The sequence below is a fragment of the Streptomyces macrosporus genome (assembly GCF_039533145.1).
Classification (GTDB): Bacteria; Actinomycetota; Actinomycetes; order Streptomycetales; family Streptomycetaceae; genus Streptomyces; species Streptomyces macrosporus.
On sequence record NZ_BAAASZ010000052.1, the window covers coordinates 80,483 to 95,676 of the forward strand.

Genomic DNA, 15,194 nt, shown 5'->3' on the forward strand with positions numbered 1-15,194 from the left:
ACGCGGACGGACGGTCTTTCGCACGCTTTCACGCCGTTCGTTCGTGTCTCCACACGTTTCGCCTCGTTCTCCTGGTGAGGGGCGGGGCCATTGGGGTGACGCCCGATCGGAGGAAACGGTGATGGTGGACGAAACAGTCCTGCTGGAGTCGAGGGCGCTGCGCGAGAGCGTGGCGGGCCGCACGGAGGCGCTCGACAAGGTCAAGGCGCTCTCCGTCCTGCCGGACGGACTTCACGTGACGACCCGGATGGTGGCGGACTACTTCGAGGTGGGTGTCGAAGCCGTCAAGTCACTGGTGAAGGACCACCGGGAAGAACTCCAGGCCAACGGATACCGGCTGTTGACGGGACCCGCACTGAGGTCCTTCAAGGACCTCTGTGGGCTGAACCCGCGCACCCGCTCCGTGGGCGTCTTCTCCCGGCGTGCCGTCCTCAACGTCGCGATGCTGCTGCGCGACAGCGTCGTCGCACGTCAAGTGCGTGCGTATCTGCTGGACGCCGAGCGGAACGCTCGTCCACAGCCTGTGGACAACGTGGTGCGCGCCCGTGTGGACATCGACCTCGCCGCCCTGGACGACCGCATCGCCCGCGTCGGTGCCGAGGCCGCGAGCAGGATCATCGGCCGGACGGTCGTCCCCATGCTGAACCACCTCGTCCGGGCGTCCGGTGAGCAACACCGCGAGCTGGTCGACATCCGCGCGGACCTCGACCGCGTCGAACGCACCCTTCGCGAAAAGGGTCCCGTGAGGACGATGACCGCCGTGGACGCCATGGACCGGCGCGCGTTCGAGGACCACGTGGCCGGCCTGTGCCGCCGCGACGGGTGCACCCTCACCGACACCGTCACCGACACCCGCACCGACACCGGCGGCACCGGCGCTTCGAGCACGGACCTCCTTGGCCGTACCGCCGACGGACGGCGGCTGGTGGTGCGGTGCGAGCACTCCGCACCGGACCGGACCGTGCGGAGCGGGGAGATGCGGGAGTTCATCGGAACGGCGAAGGACGGGCACCGGGCGGAAGTGGCCCTGCTCGTCACCACCTCCACGGTCACCCCCGCCGCGCTGGACCTCGCCGCCCGCCACGGTGTCACCGCCGTACACCGCGCGCTGCTGGAGGCGTGGAGCACCGGGACGGTGCTCCAGGCGCTGCGCTGACGGCCGGCGCGCTCGCGACGGAGGCCCGAAGTCGCAAGAAGAGGTTGCGGCTTCGGGCCTCGCGCAGTCTAGCGGCGACCGGACCGTTCAGAGCGCCAACTTGAACCCCACGTGCGAGGCGACGAAACCCAGGCGCTCGTAGAAGCGGTGGGCGTCGGTGCGGGTGGCGTCGGAGGTGAGCTGGACCAGGGCGCAGCCCGCCCGGCGGGCCTCCTCGATCGCCCACTCGATCAGCCGGGCGCCCAGCCCCGCGCCGCGCTCGTCGGCGTGGACGCGGACGGCCTCGACGAGCCCGCGACTCGCGCCGCGCCGCGACAGCCCGGGGATGACGGTGAGCTGGAGCGTGCCGACGACCCGGCCGTCCCGGACGGCGACGACCAGCTTCTGGTGGGGATCGGCGACGATCCGCTCGTAGGCGGCGCGGTACGGGGCGAGATCGTCGGGCGACTCGCGTCGGGCGCCCAGCGGGTCGTCGGCGAGCATGTCCACGATGGCGCGCAGGTCGTCGGCCGTCGCGGGCCGTATCTCGAGATCGCTCATGATCGTCACCCTACGCGCGCCGCCTCCGCCGCGGTGGACGTTTCCGGGCGGGGTTCGGGGCGCCGGCGAAGACGCCCGGCGGACGTCCGATTCCTTCAAGACCGGCGGCGGGTCCACCGCCCACCATGGCGGCATGGCACCTCGATTCGACCTCGTCGGCCTGGTCGTCACCGACATGGCCGCCTCGCTCGCGTTCTACCGCCGCCTCGGCCTCGACATCCCCGCCGAGGCCGACGGCCTGCCCCACGTGGAGGCCGCCCTGCCGGGCGGGCTCCGCCTCGCCTGGGACACCGTCGAGACGGTCCGCTCCTACGACCCCGACTGGACCCCGCCCCGGGGCGGCGCCCGCGTGGACCTGGCCTTCCTCTGCGACGACCCGGCCGAGGTGGACAAGCGGTACGCCGAGCTGGTCCAGGCCGGGTACACCGGGCACAAGGAGCCCTGGGACGCCTTCTGGGGGCAGCGCTACGCCGTCGTCCTGGACCCCGACGGCATCTCGGTCTCCCTCTTCGCCCCCCTGCGGGAGGATCGGCCCGACAGCAGCACCGAGAGCTGAACCCCGGTCAACTCCCGCACCTCGCGGGAGAAGTGCGCCTGGTCCGCGTACCCGGCCGAGGCGGCGACCGACGCCGCCGGCACACCGGCGCGGGCCATGCGCAGCGCCCGCTCCAGACGCAGCACCCGGGCCAGCGTCTTCGGCCCGTACCCGAACGCGGTCAGCGAGCGACGGTGGAGCTGCCGGGCGCTCAGCCCCGACGCACGCGCCACGGCCGCCACGCTCCCGCCCGCGCGCAGCCGGGCCGCCACCGCCCGGGACAGCGGATCGTCCGGCACGCCGCGCAGCCGGTCCGCGGCCAGGTCCTCCAGCACCCGCGCCCGGTCGGACGCCTCCGCCACCCGGTCGGTCAGCTCCCGCACCTCGCGCCCCAGCCAGAGCGCGTCGAGCGGCACCCGCGCGTCACGCAGCTCGTGCGCCGGTACGCCCAGGACGCGCGGCCCGGTGCCGGGGGCGAACCGCAACCCCACGTAGCTCGTGCCGGGAACGTCGTCGACCAGGTGCGCCCGGGTGTCGGGCCCGGCCACCAGCAGCCCGCCGGCCGTCCAGATCAGGTCCATGCACCCGTCCGGCAGCACCCGTGCCCGGCGGACGTCCGGCAGGGCGCCCCGACGCCAGACCACCGCACCGTCCACCCGTCGCGAGAGCCGTTCCTCGTACACCCCTCCAGCATCCCCCGCCCGCGCCCCACGACGCGAGCGGTTCGCGACGAGCCGGAACCCGCCGGCGGCGGTCCGGGCCACCGGGAGCCGCCGGAGCCGCCGCCCGGTGGGGTCCGTGCCTCTCCCGTCCACGCGACGGCTTGCGACGGCTCAGGACTGCGCCAGGTAGCCGGCGAGGGCGTCGCGGCGGCGCCGGAGGCCGTCGATGCGCTCGTCCATGGCCGCCAACTCCCGGCTCAGGACGGCCCGCAGGTCCGCGCACCAGTCGAACCCCGGCCGCTCGCCCCGGACGCACGGCAGCACCGAACGGATCACCTCGGTGGACAGGCCCGCGTCCAGCAGGGCACGGACCTGCCGCACGGTGACCACCGCGTGCTCGTCGTAGTCGCGGTAGCCGTTCGGACCGCGCCTGACGTCGAGCAGCCCCTGCGCCTCGTAGTAGCGCAGCAGGCGCGGGCTGACCCCGGTGCGCCGGGACAGCTCCCCGATCAGCATCCGACCACCCCCTCGGAGTTGACCTTCACATCGGTGTGAAGCCTTAACGTCGCCCCATGGGCAGACGTTCCACGCATGCCGCCCGGTGTCGGCGGCGACACCCCGACCACCGCCCCGACCGGGCCCGTCGTTCCGTTCCCTCGACTCCACACCACCGGAGGGCCGCATGACCGCCTTCGTCGTTCAACGCAACGGTCGACCGGCGACCGCCGAGGAGTTGACGCCGCTCGCCTTCGCGGGCCACGCCCACTTCACCGCCCTGCAGGTGCGCGGGGGCCGGGTCCGGGGCCTCGACCTCCACCTGGAGAGGCTGCGGTCCGCCTCGGTGGAGCTGTTCGGCCGGGCACTGCCCGACGACCGGGTGCGGTCCTGTCTGCGGGCGGCGCTGGAGGCCGGCCCGGCCGACCTCTCGCTGACGGCCACGGTGTACCTGCCGACGGGCGAGTTCACCGTGGCCGGAGCCGATGTGGAACCCGAGCTACTGGTCCGCACCGGACCGCCCGCTTCCGGCCCGAAGGGCCCCCTGGCGCTGGCGGCGGTCGAGCACGAACGGTTCCTCCCGGCCGTGAAGCACGTGGGCGAGACGGCCAAGACACACTTCCTCCGCCACGCCGTCGAGCGCGGCTTCGACGACGCCGTCTTCGTCGACCGTCGGGGCCGGCTGAGCGAGGGAACGATCTGGAACCTGGCCTTCTGGGACGGCACCACGGTGGTGTGGCCCGTGGCCGAGATGCTCGGCGGGACCACGATGGGCATCGTCCGCCGGCAGTTGGATCGCCTCGGAATCCCCCAGCGCCACCGGGAGGTCACGCTCGCCGACCTGCCGGCGTTGGCCGGGACCGTGGTCATGAACTCGTGGACGCCGGGTGTGGCGGTGCGCCGGATCGGCTCCGTACCGTTGCCCGAGGCACCGTCCTTCGTGGAGACGCTTCACCGGGCCTACCGGGCCGAACCGCTCACCTCGCCGTGAGGGACGGCCCGCCCGACGCCCGCCCGTACCGTTCCCCGGTCCGCGGGTCCGCGAGCAGGCGGCCGTCTCCCGGGTGTGGGCTCGCGAGGGTCCACCGACCGGTCCGGAGGTTCCATGCCCCCGCTGATGACGCTGACCGCGATAACGCTCGACTGCCCCGATCCCCTGGCGCCGGCGGAGTTCTACCGGCAGGCCACCGGCCTCGAACCGCACCCGAGGTCCCACGCCGACTTCGCCGGCCTCCGCCGCGAGGACGGACTCCTCATCGGCTTTCGGCGGGTCGACGACCACCGGGCTCCCCGCCGGCCCGGCCAGAGCGTTCCCCGGCGGCTCCACCTCTGCTTCGCGGTCGACGACCTGGACGAGGCCGAGGCCCGGCTGCTCGAACCGGGCGCCGGCAAGCCGGATCACCAGCCGCACGGGGATCGCCGGCGGGTTCTCACCGACCCGGCCGGACGTCCCTTCTGTCCGACGGTCAGGAGCTGAGTCCGGCTCGGGGCGGCCGGTCGGCTCCGCCGTCGACCGGACATCGGCCGTGGGACCGGGGACGGTGGAGGTCGTCTCACGGGTCGGTGACCGCGCTCGGTCCCACGGCGATGTCACGTCCTCGGACCCGATCCCTCCCACCGCCACGGCAACCCGCCACCGGAGCGGCACGCACCGTCCCCGTACTCGGTGGTGCACTCGGACGAGTACGGAGCGAACGGGGCCGGCCAGGGCCGCCTAACCCGCGGCCGTCGCCGCGTCGGCGGGCCCGGGGGCGGGTGGCTCGGGGGCGGCGTCCGGTGCGGGGGACGGCGTGCGGTAGGCGCGGAGGGGGGTGTTGACGGCGGCCACGGCGATGACCGCCAAGGTGGCGGACAGGCCGCCGACGACCAGGGAGAAGGGAGCGGAGGTGGCCGATGCCAGCAGGCCGCCGCGGAAGTTGCCGAGTTCGGGGCCCGCGACGCCGATGACGTGTTCCACGGAGGAGACCCGCCCCCGGTACGCGTCCGGGGTCTCCACCTGGACGAGGGCGCTGCGGGTGATCACCGACACGGTGTCGGCCGCGCCGGCCACGGCCAGACAGCCGAGCGCCGACCACAGCGATCCGGCCAGGCCGAAGCCGGCCAGGGCCAGGCCCCAGACGCCGGCCGCGGTCAGTTGGACCAGACCGGCACGGCGCCGGCGCGTCACCGTGCCGGAGAGCAGGCCGGCCGTGATCCCCCCGACCGCGACGGCCGAGAGGAACAGGCCGAGGGTCTGCGGATCGCCGCCGAAGCGGATCTCGTTGATCAGCGGGAAGAGCGCGATCGGCATGGCGAGCAGCGTCGCGGACAGGTCGGTGGCCATCGAGCCCCACAGCGTCGGGCGGCGCAGGATGATCCGCCAACCGCCGCGCCGCGGCCGGCGCCCGGTGCCCGCCGCGTCGGTGCCCTCGGGCCTCATGGCCGGGAGGCGGATCACCGTGAGCATGGAGACCGCGACGGTGACGGCCTGCGCGGCGTAGGCGGCGGGGAAGCCCCAACGGGCGATGATCAGCCCGGCCAGCGCGGGCCCGGCCAGCATCGCGGCCTGGAAGGAGACGTTGGTCAGCGCGAGCCCGGCCGCGACCTGATCGGCCGGCAGCAGCCGGACCGGGAAGGTGCGCCGGGCAGGCGCGCCGAGCGCGCCGCAGGCGGCTCCCAGGGCGACCAGGGCGAGCAGCAGCGGCACGCTTCGGTTGTCCGCCAGTGCCTGGGCGCACAGCCCCGCCGCGGCCAGCAGTTGGCCCGCGGTGGCGGCCCACACCACCGTACGGCGGTCGACGGTGTCGGCCAACGTGCCGCCGAGCAGCCCGAACAGCACCATCGGCAGGCCGGTGGCGAGCCCGATGGCGCCGGTGCCCACCGGGCTGCCGGTCAGGTCCCAGACCTGGGCCAGCACCGCCACCGTGGCCATCTGCGTGCCGAGTTGGGAGGCCGAGGAGCCGATCCACAGGTCGCGGAACAGCCGACTGCCGCGCAGCGGACGGGTGTCGAGGAACCGAACGGGCCCCCTCATCGCGGCGGCTCGACGAGGTGGTCGAGGATCCGCTGCCGCATCGACCGGCGTTCCAACGCCCTGCGCAGATCCTCGACGACGGTGGTCAGCGCGTAGGGGATCTCGGCGTCCAGCTCGGCGACCGTCGCGTGCGTGGCGCGCCACTCGGCCTCCAGGAACGGCACCAGCGATCGGCCACGCTCCGTCAGGTCGACCCGCCGGGTGCGGGCGTCGGGGCCCGGCTCGGTGGTGAGCAGACCCTCCTTGCGCATGGCGGCGACGGTCTGGCTGATCGCGGAGTGCGAGCGGCCGAGGGACTCCGCGAGCTCGCGGATGGTCAGCGGCCCGGTATGGGCGAGCCGGATCAGCGGATAGGCGAACCGCGGCCGCACCCCCTCGATGCCACGCTCGACGTAGACCTGCTCGATCTCGGCGTCCATGGCGGCCAGCAGCTCGTGCAGCGACTGCCAGGGATCGGGGAGCGCCGTGGGGTCGGAAGATGTCACAGCGCTAATATAACAGCGCTGTCATAAATGGCGGCGGCCTTTCCCGGCCATCCCGCCCCTGTGGGTGCCGATGCCCCTGCGCGTACCCGCCCCGCTCGTGCCCCCTCCCCACCCCGTCAGCACAACGGCGACTCACCGACACGTGATCCACCGGTCCGGGTCTCCCCCGGGGAACCGGGGAACCGACGCGGCCGGGCGTCAGGTCTGGGCCATGTCGACGAACCGCGAGTAGTGGCCCTGGAAGGCCACCGTGATCGTCGCCGTCGGGCCGTTGCGGTGCTTGGCCACGATCAGGTCCGCCTCGCCCGCACGCGGCGACTCCTTCTCGTAGGCGTCCTCACGGTGCAGGAGAATGACCATGTCGGCGTCCTGCTCGATCGAACCCGACTCACGGAGGTCCGAGACCATCGGCTTCTTGTCCGTGCGCTGTTCGGGGCCGCGGTTGAGCTGGGAGAGCGCCACCACCGGCACCTCCAGCTCCTTGGCCAGCAGCTTGAGGTTCCGGGACATCTCCGAGACCTCCTGCTGACGGCTCTCGGGACGGCGCGAGCCTCCCGACTGCATCAACTGGAGGTAGTCGATGACGACCAGCCGCAGGTCGTTCCGCTGCTTCAGGCGGCGGCACTTGGCGCGGATCTCCATCATCGTCAGGTTCGGCGAGTCGTCGATGTACAGCGGCGCGTTGGTGACCTCCGGCATCTGACGCGCCAGCCGGTTCCAGTCCTCGTCCGTCATGCTGCCCGAGCGCATGTGGTGCAGCGCCACGCGCGCCTCGGCCGACAGCAGACGCATCGCGATCTCGTTGCGCCCCATCTCCAGCGAGAAGATCACGCTGGGCAGGTTGTGTCTGATCGAGCACGCGCGGGCGAAGTCCAGGGCCAGAGTCGACTTGCCCATGGCGGGTCTCGCCGCGATGACGATCATCTGGCCCGGGTGGAGGCCGTTGGTGAGGGAGTCCAGGTCGGTGAAGCCCGTGGGGACGCCCGACATCTGGCCGCTGCGCGAACCGATCGCCTCGATCTCGTCGAGCGCGCCCTCCATGATCTCGGCGAGGGGGAGGTAGTCCTCCGACGCGCGCTGCTCGGTGACCGCGTAGATCTCCGCCTGGGCGGTGTTGACGATCTCGTCGACGTCGCCGTCGGCCGCGTATCCCATCTGCGTGATGCGGGTGCCCGCCTCGACCAGGCGGCGCAGGACGGCGCGCTCGTGGACGATCTCCGCGTAGTACTGGGCGTTGGCCGCGGTGGGGACCGTCTGGACCAGGGAGTGGAGGTAGCCGGGGCCGCCGACCTTGGCGATCTCGCCGCGCCTGGTCAGCTCCGCGGCGACCGTGATGGGGTCGGCGGGCTCCCCCTTGGCGTACAGGTCGAGGATGGCCTGGTAGATCGTCTCGTGGGCCGGCCGGTAGAAGTCCTTGCCCTGCAAGGTCTCCACCACGTCGGCGATGGCGTCCTTGGAGAGCAGCATGCCGCCGAGGACCGACTGCTCGGCGTCGATGTCCTGCGGGGGGACGCGCTCGAAGGAGCCCGCCGCGCCCGCGGGCCAGGTGTCGGGGCCGCGGTCGTGCCGCTCGCCGTCCGGTGCCACGCCCCGGCGTTGGCGTGAGAGGGGCAGGTGGTCGCCCGGTCCGGTGCCTCCCGCGACAGGGGCGTAACCGGGTGCCGGGCTCTCGACGTGCTCGGACTGCGTCACCCCGCCACCTCCTCCCGTTCCGTGCGGCCGCGCCCCCCATTCCTACGGCACGGCTCTGACAATGGGCGCGCCCGCCGATCGGTTACGGCGCGTCGAGTCCGTGGCGAAGACGAGGGGAACAGCGGGCGGGTGCCGGACAACGGTATGGCCGTGGAGGGCTTCGACCAACTCGGTTATCCACAGGGCATGTGGACGAGCGGGCCCAGCCTGTGGAGAACTCGGTGAATCCTGTGCACGAGCCGGGGGACGGACCTGTGGAGAACTCGGCGACTTCCTCTCCGCACCCGTCCCGACCTGCTGTTTCGCCATCCACCGGCTGTGCAGGAGAAAAACTTCGCGCCCGCCGCCAAGATCGCGACAAACGGCACAGAGGATCTCACCGCAGGTGAACAATGGTAAGAGTCACAGCGCTCTTGCAACTATTACTTGTGGATGTTTGGATCGGATCATGACACACGCTCCCCAGCCCGCCGGGCGCGCCGCCGTACGACGCCACGATCGCGAGATCATCGCGCTGGCCCTCCCCGCCTTCGGCGCGCTCGTCGCGGAGCCCCTGTTCGTCATGGTCGACAGCGCGATCGTCGGTCATCTGGGCACCCCACAGCTCGCCGGGCTCGGTGTGGCCGCCACGCTGCTGACGACGGGCGTGAACATCTTCGTCTTCCTCGCCTACGCCACCACCGCGGCCGTCGCCCGCCGCGTCGGTGCCGGAGACCTGCCCGCCGCGATCCGCCAGGGCATGGACGGCATCTGGCTGGCGCTGCTGCTGGGCGCCGCGGTGGTGGCCGTCGTCCTGCCCACCGCGCCCGCCCTGATCGACCTGTTCGGAACCTCCGCCACCGCGGCGCCCCACGCCGTGACGTACCTGCGGATCAGCACGCTGGGCATTCCGGCGATGCTCGTCGTCCTGGCGGCCACCGGGGTGCTGCGCGGGCTCCAGGACACCCGGACCCCGCTGTACGTCGCCGTCGGCGGGTTCTCCGCCAACGCCGTGCTCAACCTGGTCCTGGTCTACGGCGCCGGGTGGGGCATCGCCGGCTCGGCGTGGGGCACGGTGATCGCCCAGTGCGGCATGGCCGCCGTCTACCTGGTCGTGGTGGTCAGGGGCGCCCGACGGCACGGGGCCTCCCTGCGCCCGGACGTCGCCGGGATACGCGCCGGCGGCCGGGCCGGTGCGCCGCTGCTGGTCCGTACGCTGTCGCTGCGCGCCATGCTGGTGATCGCGACCGCCGTCGCCGCGCGGCTGGGGGACGCCGAGGTGGCCGCGCACCAGATCACCCTCACCATCTGGTCGTTGCTGGCCTTCGCGCTGGACGCGATCGCCATCGCCGGACAGGCCATCATCGGCCGGTACCTGGGCGCCGAGGACGCGGAGGGGGCGCGGGCGGCCTGCCGCCGGATGGTGCAGTGGGGCGTGGTGTCCGGGGCGGTGCTGGGGGTGCTCGTGGTGGTGGCCCGGCCGCTGCTGCTGCCGCTGTTCACCTCGGACACGGCCGTGCACGACCAACTGACGCCGGCGCTGCTGGTGGTGGCGGTGACCTCGCCGATCGCGGGGGTGGTCTTCGTGCTGGACGGCGTGCTGATGGGAGCGGGCGACGGGCCGTACCTGGCGTGGGCGGCGCTGGTGACCCTGGTGGTGTTCGCGCCGGTGGCGCTGGCCGTTCCGGTGCTGGGGGGAGGGCTGACCGCGCTGTGGTGGGCGGTCGCCGGGCTGATGATGACGGTCCGGCTGGTCACCCTGTGGCTGCGGGCGCGCTCCGGGCGCTGGGTGGTCACCGGGGCGGTGCGGGCCTGACGAGCGCGCACCGCGCGGAACGCGCAGGGCCGCGGTCCCGTGGGGGACCGCGGCCCTGTGTGTCACCGTCGTACCGGCCGGCTCACCGGCCGGGTACGGACGCGGCGATCGCCGCTCAGGCGGCGCCGACCTCGACGCCGACCTTGGCGGTGACCTCGGGGTGCAGGCGCACCATCACCTGGTGGGAGCCGAGGGTCTTGATCGGCGAGCCCAGCTCGATGCGGCGCTTGTCGACGTCCGGACCACCCGCGGCCTTGACCGCCGAGGCGATGTCGGCCTGGGTGACGGAGCCGAACAGGCGGCCCTGGTCGCCGGCGCGGACCTTCAGGCGGACCGTGAGGCCCTCGATCCGGCTCTTGATCTCGTTGGCCTGCTCGATCGTGGCGATCTCGCGGATCTTGCGGGCGCGACGGATCTGCTCGACGTCCTTCTCCCCGCCCTTGGTCCAGCGGATCGCGAAACCACGGGGGAGCAGGTAGTTGCGGGCGTACCCGTCCTTCACCTCGACGACGTCGCCGGCGTTGCCGAGACCGGAGACCTCGTTGGTCAGGATGATCTTCATGAGTCGGTCACCCTTTCCTTATCGAGCGGTCGAGGTGTAGGGCAGCAGCGCCATCTCGCGGCTGTTCTTCACGGCCGTGGCGACATCGCGCTGGTGCTGGGTGCAGTTGCCGGTGACCCGGCGGGCACGGATCTTGCCGCGGTCGGAAATGAACTTCCGCAGCAGGTTCGTGTCCTTGTAGTCGACGTAGGAGATCTTCTCCTTGCAGAACACGCAAACCTTCTTCTTCGGCTTGCGAGCAGGCGGCTTCGCCATTGTCTCTCTCCGTTTGGTTCAAGAAGTCTGTGCCTGTGAGCGCAGCCCTTCCCGGCCCGTGGGGGTCTGTCAGAAGGGGGGCTCGTCCGAGTAGCCACCGCCGGAGCCGCCGCCCCAGCCACCGCCGCCGCCCTGCTGGCCGCCGGCCGGAGCGCCCGTGGCCCACGGGTCTCCCGCGGGGGCGCCGCCGCCCTGCTGGCCGCCGGGGCCGCCGCCCCAGCCGCCGCCACCCTGACCACCGCGACCGGTGGTCTTGGTGATCTTGGCCGTGGCGTTGCGCAGGCTGGCGCCGACCTCGTCGACGTCCAGCTCGTAGACCGTGCGCTTGACACCCTCGCGGTCCTCGTACGACCGCTGCTTGAGGCGGCCCTGCACGATGACGCGGGTGCCCCTGGTGAGGGACTCGGCGACGTTCTCCGCCGCCTGCCGCCACACCGAGCAGGTCAGGAAGAGGCTCTCGCCGTCCTTCCACTCGTTGGTCTGGCGGTCGAAGGTGCGGGGAGTGGACGCGACACGGAACTTCGCGACCGCCGCACCGGAGGGGGTGAAGCGCAGCTCGGGGTCGTCGACGAGATTGCCGACGACCGTGATGACGGTCTCGCCTGCCATGGGTGAACCTCTCGGCGGGGGTGCTGCTGGCTGCTGGTGATGCTGTGGTGCTCGGGGGGTCGGGGTGCTACCCGGCCCTCGATCCGCTGGGCGGGACGCTCAGTGGACGTCGGGGCGGAGGACCTTGGTCCGCAGAACCGACTCGTTCAGGTTCATCTGACGGTCGAGCTCCTTGACGACCGCGGGCTCGGCCCGCAGGTCGATGACCGAGTAGATGCCCTCGGGCTTCTTCTTGATCTCGTAGGCGAGACGACGGCGGCCCCAGGTGTCGACCTTCTCCACCTTGCCGTTGCCCTCGCGGACCACGGAAAGGAAGTTCTCGATCAGCGGGGAGACAGCGCGCTCCTCGAGATCGGGGTCGAGGATGACCATCACCTCGTAGTGACGCATGTGGAACCCACCTCCTCTGGACTCAACGGCCACGGTCGTTCCGTGGCAGGAGGGTCTATGCGTTGCGAACAACGGTATCGGCCGGCACCGACAGTCCCGGGGGCTTTCCCGGAACCGCCCGGGAATCCGTTCCCGGGAAGATCGTGACCTGGGCAGACACCGTGCAGACGGTACAGAGTACCCGCACCGAGACTCCGGTTGAAATCCGGTGCCCGCTCGCCGCAATCTGGACACAACGGATGTGAGTGGCGTCACCTGGCGCCACTTCCGGCAGTCCGGACATCCCGGACTCTCCGCTGGGAGGTGCCCCATGGCGCAGGCGGTACGGAAGAGGGGCGGCGGGATCGCCTCCATCCTGAACAGCGACCACCAGGCGCATCCGGTCGAGAACCGCCTCGTCGCGGTGACGGCGGTTCTCGGTCTGATCGCGTTCGTCACATGTTTCTTCTCCGGCCTGCACCTGCTCAGCTCCTGGGCGGGCCTGGTGGGCATCGTCACCGGCCTGTGGGGCCAGATGATCTCCGCGACCACGGAGGAGCGGTTCGTGCTGGTCATCGGCACGGGGGCGGCGGCCGTCGGCTTCTTCCTGGGCATGTGGAACGGCGGCCTGTTCTGAGACCCGGCCCGGCGGCCGCCTCCCCCGCCGCCCCGCACCCCCCGCTTCAGGCTCCCTTCGGGCTCCGTCCCCGGCGTTGCCCCGCCGGGGCACGATCGGCGCCGTTCGGCCCGCAGTAGGCTTCCGGCCAGACCCTGCGAAGTACGCCGGAGGAGCGCCCCGTATGAGCCTGACCCTGAGGACGATCAGTCGCGAGCAGCACCTGGCGTATATCCGCAGCCTCCCATCGGCCAGCCACATGCAGGTCCCGGCGTGGGCCGACGTGAAGACCGAGTGGGGCTCGGAGAACCTGGGCTGGTTCGACGGGAACGGCGAACTGGTCGGGGTCGGTCTGGTGCTGTACCGGCAGCTGCCGAAGGTCAAACGCTATCTCGCGTACCTGCCCGAAGGGCCGGTGATCAACTGGTACGCCCCGAACCTGGAGGAGTGGCTGCGCCCGATGCTGGCGCACCTGAAGGCCAAGGGCGCCTTCTCGGTGAAGATGGGGCCGCCCGTGGTGATCCGGCGCTGGGACGCCCCCGCGATCAAGGCGGGCATCCAGAACCCGGACGTGAAGCGGCTGCGGGACGTGGAGGCCACGCACATCGAGCCGCGCGCCTTCGAGGTGGCCGACCGGCTGCGGCGGATGGGCTGGCAGCAGGGCGAGGACGGCGGCGCCGGCTTCGGCGACGTACAGCCCCGCTACGTCTTCCAGGTGCCGCTGGAGGGCCGGACGCTGGACGAGGTGCACAAGGGCTTCAACCAGCTGTGGCGGCGGAACATCAAGAAGGCCGAGAAGGCCGGTGTCGAGGTCGTGCAGGGCGGCTACGACGACCTGCCCACCTGGCAGGAGCTGTACGAGGTCACGGCCGAGCGCGACCGGTTCCGGCCGCGTCCGCTGGTGTACTTCCAGCGGATGTGGAAGGCCCTGAACGCCGAGGACCCCAACCGGATGCGGCTGTACCTCGCCAAGCACGAGGGCGAGGCGGTGGCCGCGGCCACGATGCTCATCGTGGGCGGGCACGTGTGGTACTCCTACGGCGCGTCGGCGAACCACAAGCGGGAGGTCCGTCCGTCGAACGCCATGCAGTGGCGGATGCTCCAGGACGCCTACGCCCTGGGGGCCAGCGTGTACGACCTGCGCGGCATCAGCGACTCCCTGGACGACAGCGACCACCTCTTCGGCCTGATCCAGTTCAAGGTGGGCACGGGCGGCCAGGCGGTGGAGTATCTCGGCGAGTGGGACTTTCCGCTCAATAAGCTGCTCCACAAGGCGCTCGACATCTACATGTCGCGCCGCTGAAGCCCGTCTCCACGCACGTCCGGCGGTTCCGGAGGACCCGACCGGACCGATGAGAAAGGTTCCGTACGGCCATGGCGCTCACCCTCTACGTCGACACCGAACGCTGGCGGGCGCACCAGCAGACGGTGCTCCGGCAGTACCCGGGCCTGGTCCCCGTCTGCAAGGGAAACGGCTACGGCTTCGGCCACGAGCGGCTGGCCGAGGAGGTGACCCGCTTCGGTTCGGACGTCATCGCCGTGGGCACGACGTACGAGGCCGCTCGCATGAAGGACTGGTTCAGCGGGGACCTGCTGGTGCTCACGCCGTTCCGCCGCGGTGAGGAGCCGGTCCCGCTGCCGGACCGGGCGATCCGTACGGTCTCCTCGGTGGACGGGGTGAACGCGCTGGTGGGCGCGCGCGTCGTCATCGAGGTGATGAGCTCGATGAAGCGGCACGGGGTGCTGGAGGAGGACCTCGGCAAGCTCCACGCCGCGATCGACGACGTGCGGCTGGAGGGCTTCGCGATCCACCTGCCGCTGGACCGCACCGACGGCACGGACGCGGTGGAGGAGGTCATCGGCTGGATGGACCGGCTGCGGGCGGCCCGTCTTCCGCTGGAGACGATGTTCGTCAGCCATCTGAAGCCGGAGGAGTTCGCGCGGCTGAGGCAGCAGTTCCCCCAGACCCGGTTCCGGGCGCGGATCGGGACGCGGCTGTGGCTGGGCGACCACAAGGCGACGCAGTACCGGGGTTCGGTGCTGGACGTGACGCGGGTGGCCAAGGGGGACCGCTTCGGTTACCGCCAGCAGAAGGCCCCGGGCGACGGGTGGCTGGTGGTGGTGGCGGGCGGCACCTCGCACGGGGTGGGCCTGGAGGCCCCGAAGACGATGAGCGGTGTGACGCCGCGGGCCAAGGGCGTGGCGCGGGCCGGGCTCGCGACGGTCAACCGCAACCTCTCCCCGTTCGTGTGGGACGGGAAGCAGCGCTGGTTCGCCGAGCCGCCGCACATGCAGGTGTCGATCCTGTTCGTCCCGGAGGACGCGGCGGAGCCGAAGGTCGGCGACGAGCTGACGGCGATCCTGCGGCACACCACGACGCAGTACGACCGGCTGGTCGAGCACTGACCGC

The 15,194-nt window shown here is 71.9% G+C and carries 18 protein-coding genes; 8 read left to right on the top strand and 10 right to left on the bottom strand.

Translation table 11 applies throughout. The annotated features are described in order from the left end of the window. Positions 1 to 121: 121 nt before the first annotated feature. On the top strand, positions 122 to 1,156 hold the full coding sequence (locus ABD335_RS29720) for a restriction endonuclease (protein ID WP_344329087.1): 1,035 nt from the start codon (positions 122 to 124) through the stop codon (positions 1,154 to 1,156). A gap of 87 nt (positions 1,157 to 1,243) precedes the next feature. Here the strand turns inward: ABD335_RS29720 and ABD335_RS29725 are convergent, their stop codons facing one another. Next, the gene (locus ABD335_RS29725; protein ID WP_344329089.1) at positions 1,244 to 1,696 is read right to left on the bottom strand and encodes a GNAT family N-acetyltransferase; all 453 of its coding nucleotides are present in this window, start codon (positions 1,694 to 1,696) and stop codon (positions 1,244 to 1,246) included. 133 nt (positions 1,697 to 1,829) lie between these two features. Between ABD335_RS29725 and ABD335_RS29730 the strand changes: the two genes are divergently transcribed. Next, positions 1,830 to 2,252 (top strand): VOC family protein, encoded by a 423-nt coding sequence (locus tag ABD335_RS29730; RefSeq protein WP_344329091.1) that lies wholly within the window; start codon positions 1,830 to 1,832, stop codon positions 2,250 to 2,252. Here ABD335_RS29730 and ABD335_RS29735 read toward each other — a convergent pair. Both ABD335_RS29735 and ABD335_RS29740 read right to left on the bottom strand, forming a co-directional pair. Next, complete coding sequence (locus ABD335_RS29735) at positions 2,162 to 2,914, bottom strand: helix-turn-helix domain-containing protein (RefSeq protein ID WP_344329093.1); 753 nt, start codon at positions 2,912 to 2,914, stop codon at positions 2,162 to 2,164. The two genes, ABD335_RS29730 and ABD335_RS29735, sit on opposite strands and share 91 nt — an antisense overlap. Before the next feature lie 150 nt (positions 2,915 to 3,064). Continuing rightward, positions 3,065 to 3,409 carry a MerR family transcriptional regulator gene (locus ABD335_RS29740; protein WP_344329095.1) on the bottom strand — a complete coding sequence of 115 codons (345 nt, stop codon included), beginning with the start codon at positions 3,407 to 3,409 and terminating at the stop codon, positions 3,065 to 3,067. A gap of 166 nt (positions 3,410 to 3,575) precedes the next feature. Here ABD335_RS29740 and ABD335_RS29745 point away from each other — a divergent pair, with 166 nt between their 5' ends. Continuing rightward, the gene (locus ABD335_RS29745) at positions 3,576 to 4,379 is read left to right on the top strand and encodes an aminotransferase class IV family protein (RefSeq protein ID WP_344329096.1); all 804 of its coding nucleotides are present in this window, start codon (positions 3,576 to 3,578) and stop codon (positions 4,377 to 4,379) included. A 114-nt stretch (positions 4,380 to 4,493) separates the two neighbouring features. After that, the gene (locus ABD335_RS29750; RefSeq protein WP_344329097.1) at positions 4,494 to 4,865 is read left to right on the top strand and encodes a VOC family protein; all 372 of its coding nucleotides are present in this window, start codon (positions 4,494 to 4,496) and stop codon (positions 4,863 to 4,865) included. A gap of 237 nt (positions 4,866 to 5,102) precedes the next feature. Here the strand turns inward: ABD335_RS29750 and ABD335_RS29755 are convergent, their stop codons facing one another. The 3 genes from ABD335_RS29755 to dnaB form a co-directional block, all read right to left on the bottom strand. Further along, complete coding sequence (locus tag ABD335_RS29755; protein WP_344329099.1) at positions 5,103 to 6,401, bottom strand: MFS transporter; 1,299 nt, start codon at positions 6,399 to 6,401, stop codon at positions 5,103 to 5,105. Continuing rightward, positions 6,398 to 6,886 (bottom strand): MarR family winged helix-turn-helix transcriptional regulator, encoded by a 489-nt coding sequence (locus ABD335_RS29760; protein WP_344329100.1) that lies wholly within the window; start codon positions 6,884 to 6,886, stop codon positions 6,398 to 6,400. The genes ABD335_RS29755 and ABD335_RS29760 overlap by 4 nt, the downstream gene beginning before the upstream one ends. Before the next feature lie 198 nt (positions 6,887 to 7,084). Further along, positions 7,085 to 8,578: a replicative DNA helicase gene (gene dnaB, locus ABD335_RS29765; RefSeq protein ID WP_425583784.1), complete on the bottom strand. Its 1,494-nt coding sequence runs from the start codon at positions 8,576 to 8,578 to the stop codon at positions 7,085 to 7,087. 448 nt (positions 8,579 to 9,026) lie between these two features. On the opposite strand from dnaB, the gene ABD335_RS29770 reads away from it, so the two are divergent. Beyond that, positions 9,027 to 10,373 (top strand): MATE family efflux transporter, encoded by a 1,347-nt coding sequence (locus ABD335_RS29770; RefSeq protein ID WP_344329102.1) that lies wholly within the window; start codon positions 9,027 to 9,029, stop codon positions 10,371 to 10,373. 115 nt (positions 10,374 to 10,488) lie between these two features. Here ABD335_RS29770 and rplI read toward each other — a convergent pair whose 3' ends face one another. The 4 genes from rplI to rpsF all read right to left on the bottom strand — a co-directional run bounded on the left by rplI (position 10,489) and on the right by rpsF (position 12,189). Next, entirely contained in the window at positions 10,489 to 10,935 is a 447-nt protein-coding gene (gene rplI, locus ABD335_RS29775) for a 50S ribosomal protein L9 (RefSeq protein WP_344329104.1), read from the bottom strand. Between the two features lie 18 nt (positions 10,936 to 10,953). Beyond that, positions 10,954 to 11,190, bottom strand: coding sequence for a 30S ribosomal protein S18 (rpsR, locus tag ABD335_RS29780; RefSeq protein ID WP_003978893.1), 237 nt, complete (start codon positions 11,188 to 11,190; stop codon positions 10,954 to 10,956). A 69-nt stretch (positions 11,191 to 11,259) separates the two neighbouring features. After that, the gene (locus tag ABD335_RS29785; RefSeq protein ID WP_344329105.1) at positions 11,260 to 11,799 is read right to left on the bottom strand and encodes a single-stranded DNA-binding protein; all 540 of its coding nucleotides are present in this window, start codon (positions 11,797 to 11,799) and stop codon (positions 11,260 to 11,262) included. 99 nt (positions 11,800 to 11,898) lie between these two features. Next, positions 11,899 to 12,189 carry a 30S ribosomal protein S6 gene (gene rpsF / locus ABD335_RS29790; RefSeq protein WP_344329106.1) on the bottom strand — a complete coding sequence of 97 codons (291 nt, stop codon included), beginning with the start codon at positions 12,187 to 12,189 and terminating at the stop codon, positions 11,899 to 11,901. A gap of 310 nt (positions 12,190 to 12,499) precedes the next feature. Here rpsF and ABD335_RS29795 point away from each other — a divergent pair, with 310 nt between their 5' ends. From ABD335_RS29795 to ABD335_RS29805, 3 genes are all read left to right on the top strand, one after another. Next, positions 12,500 to 12,805 (top strand): hypothetical protein, encoded by a 306-nt coding sequence (locus tag ABD335_RS29795; RefSeq protein WP_344329108.1) that lies wholly within the window; start codon positions 12,500 to 12,502, stop codon positions 12,803 to 12,805. Between the two features lie 163 nt (positions 12,806 to 12,968). Next, the gene (locus ABD335_RS29800) at positions 12,969 to 14,087 is read left to right on the top strand and encodes a lipid II:glycine glycyltransferase FemX (protein ID WP_344329110.1); all 1,119 of its coding nucleotides are present in this window, start codon (positions 12,969 to 12,971) and stop codon (positions 14,085 to 14,087) included. Positions 14,088 to 14,158: 71 nt separating this feature from the next. After that, complete coding sequence (locus ABD335_RS29805; RefSeq protein ID WP_344329112.1) at positions 14,159 to 15,190, top strand: alanine racemase; 1,032 nt, start codon at positions 14,159 to 14,161, stop codon at positions 15,188 to 15,190. Positions 15,191 to 15,194: the final 4 nt, after the last annotated feature.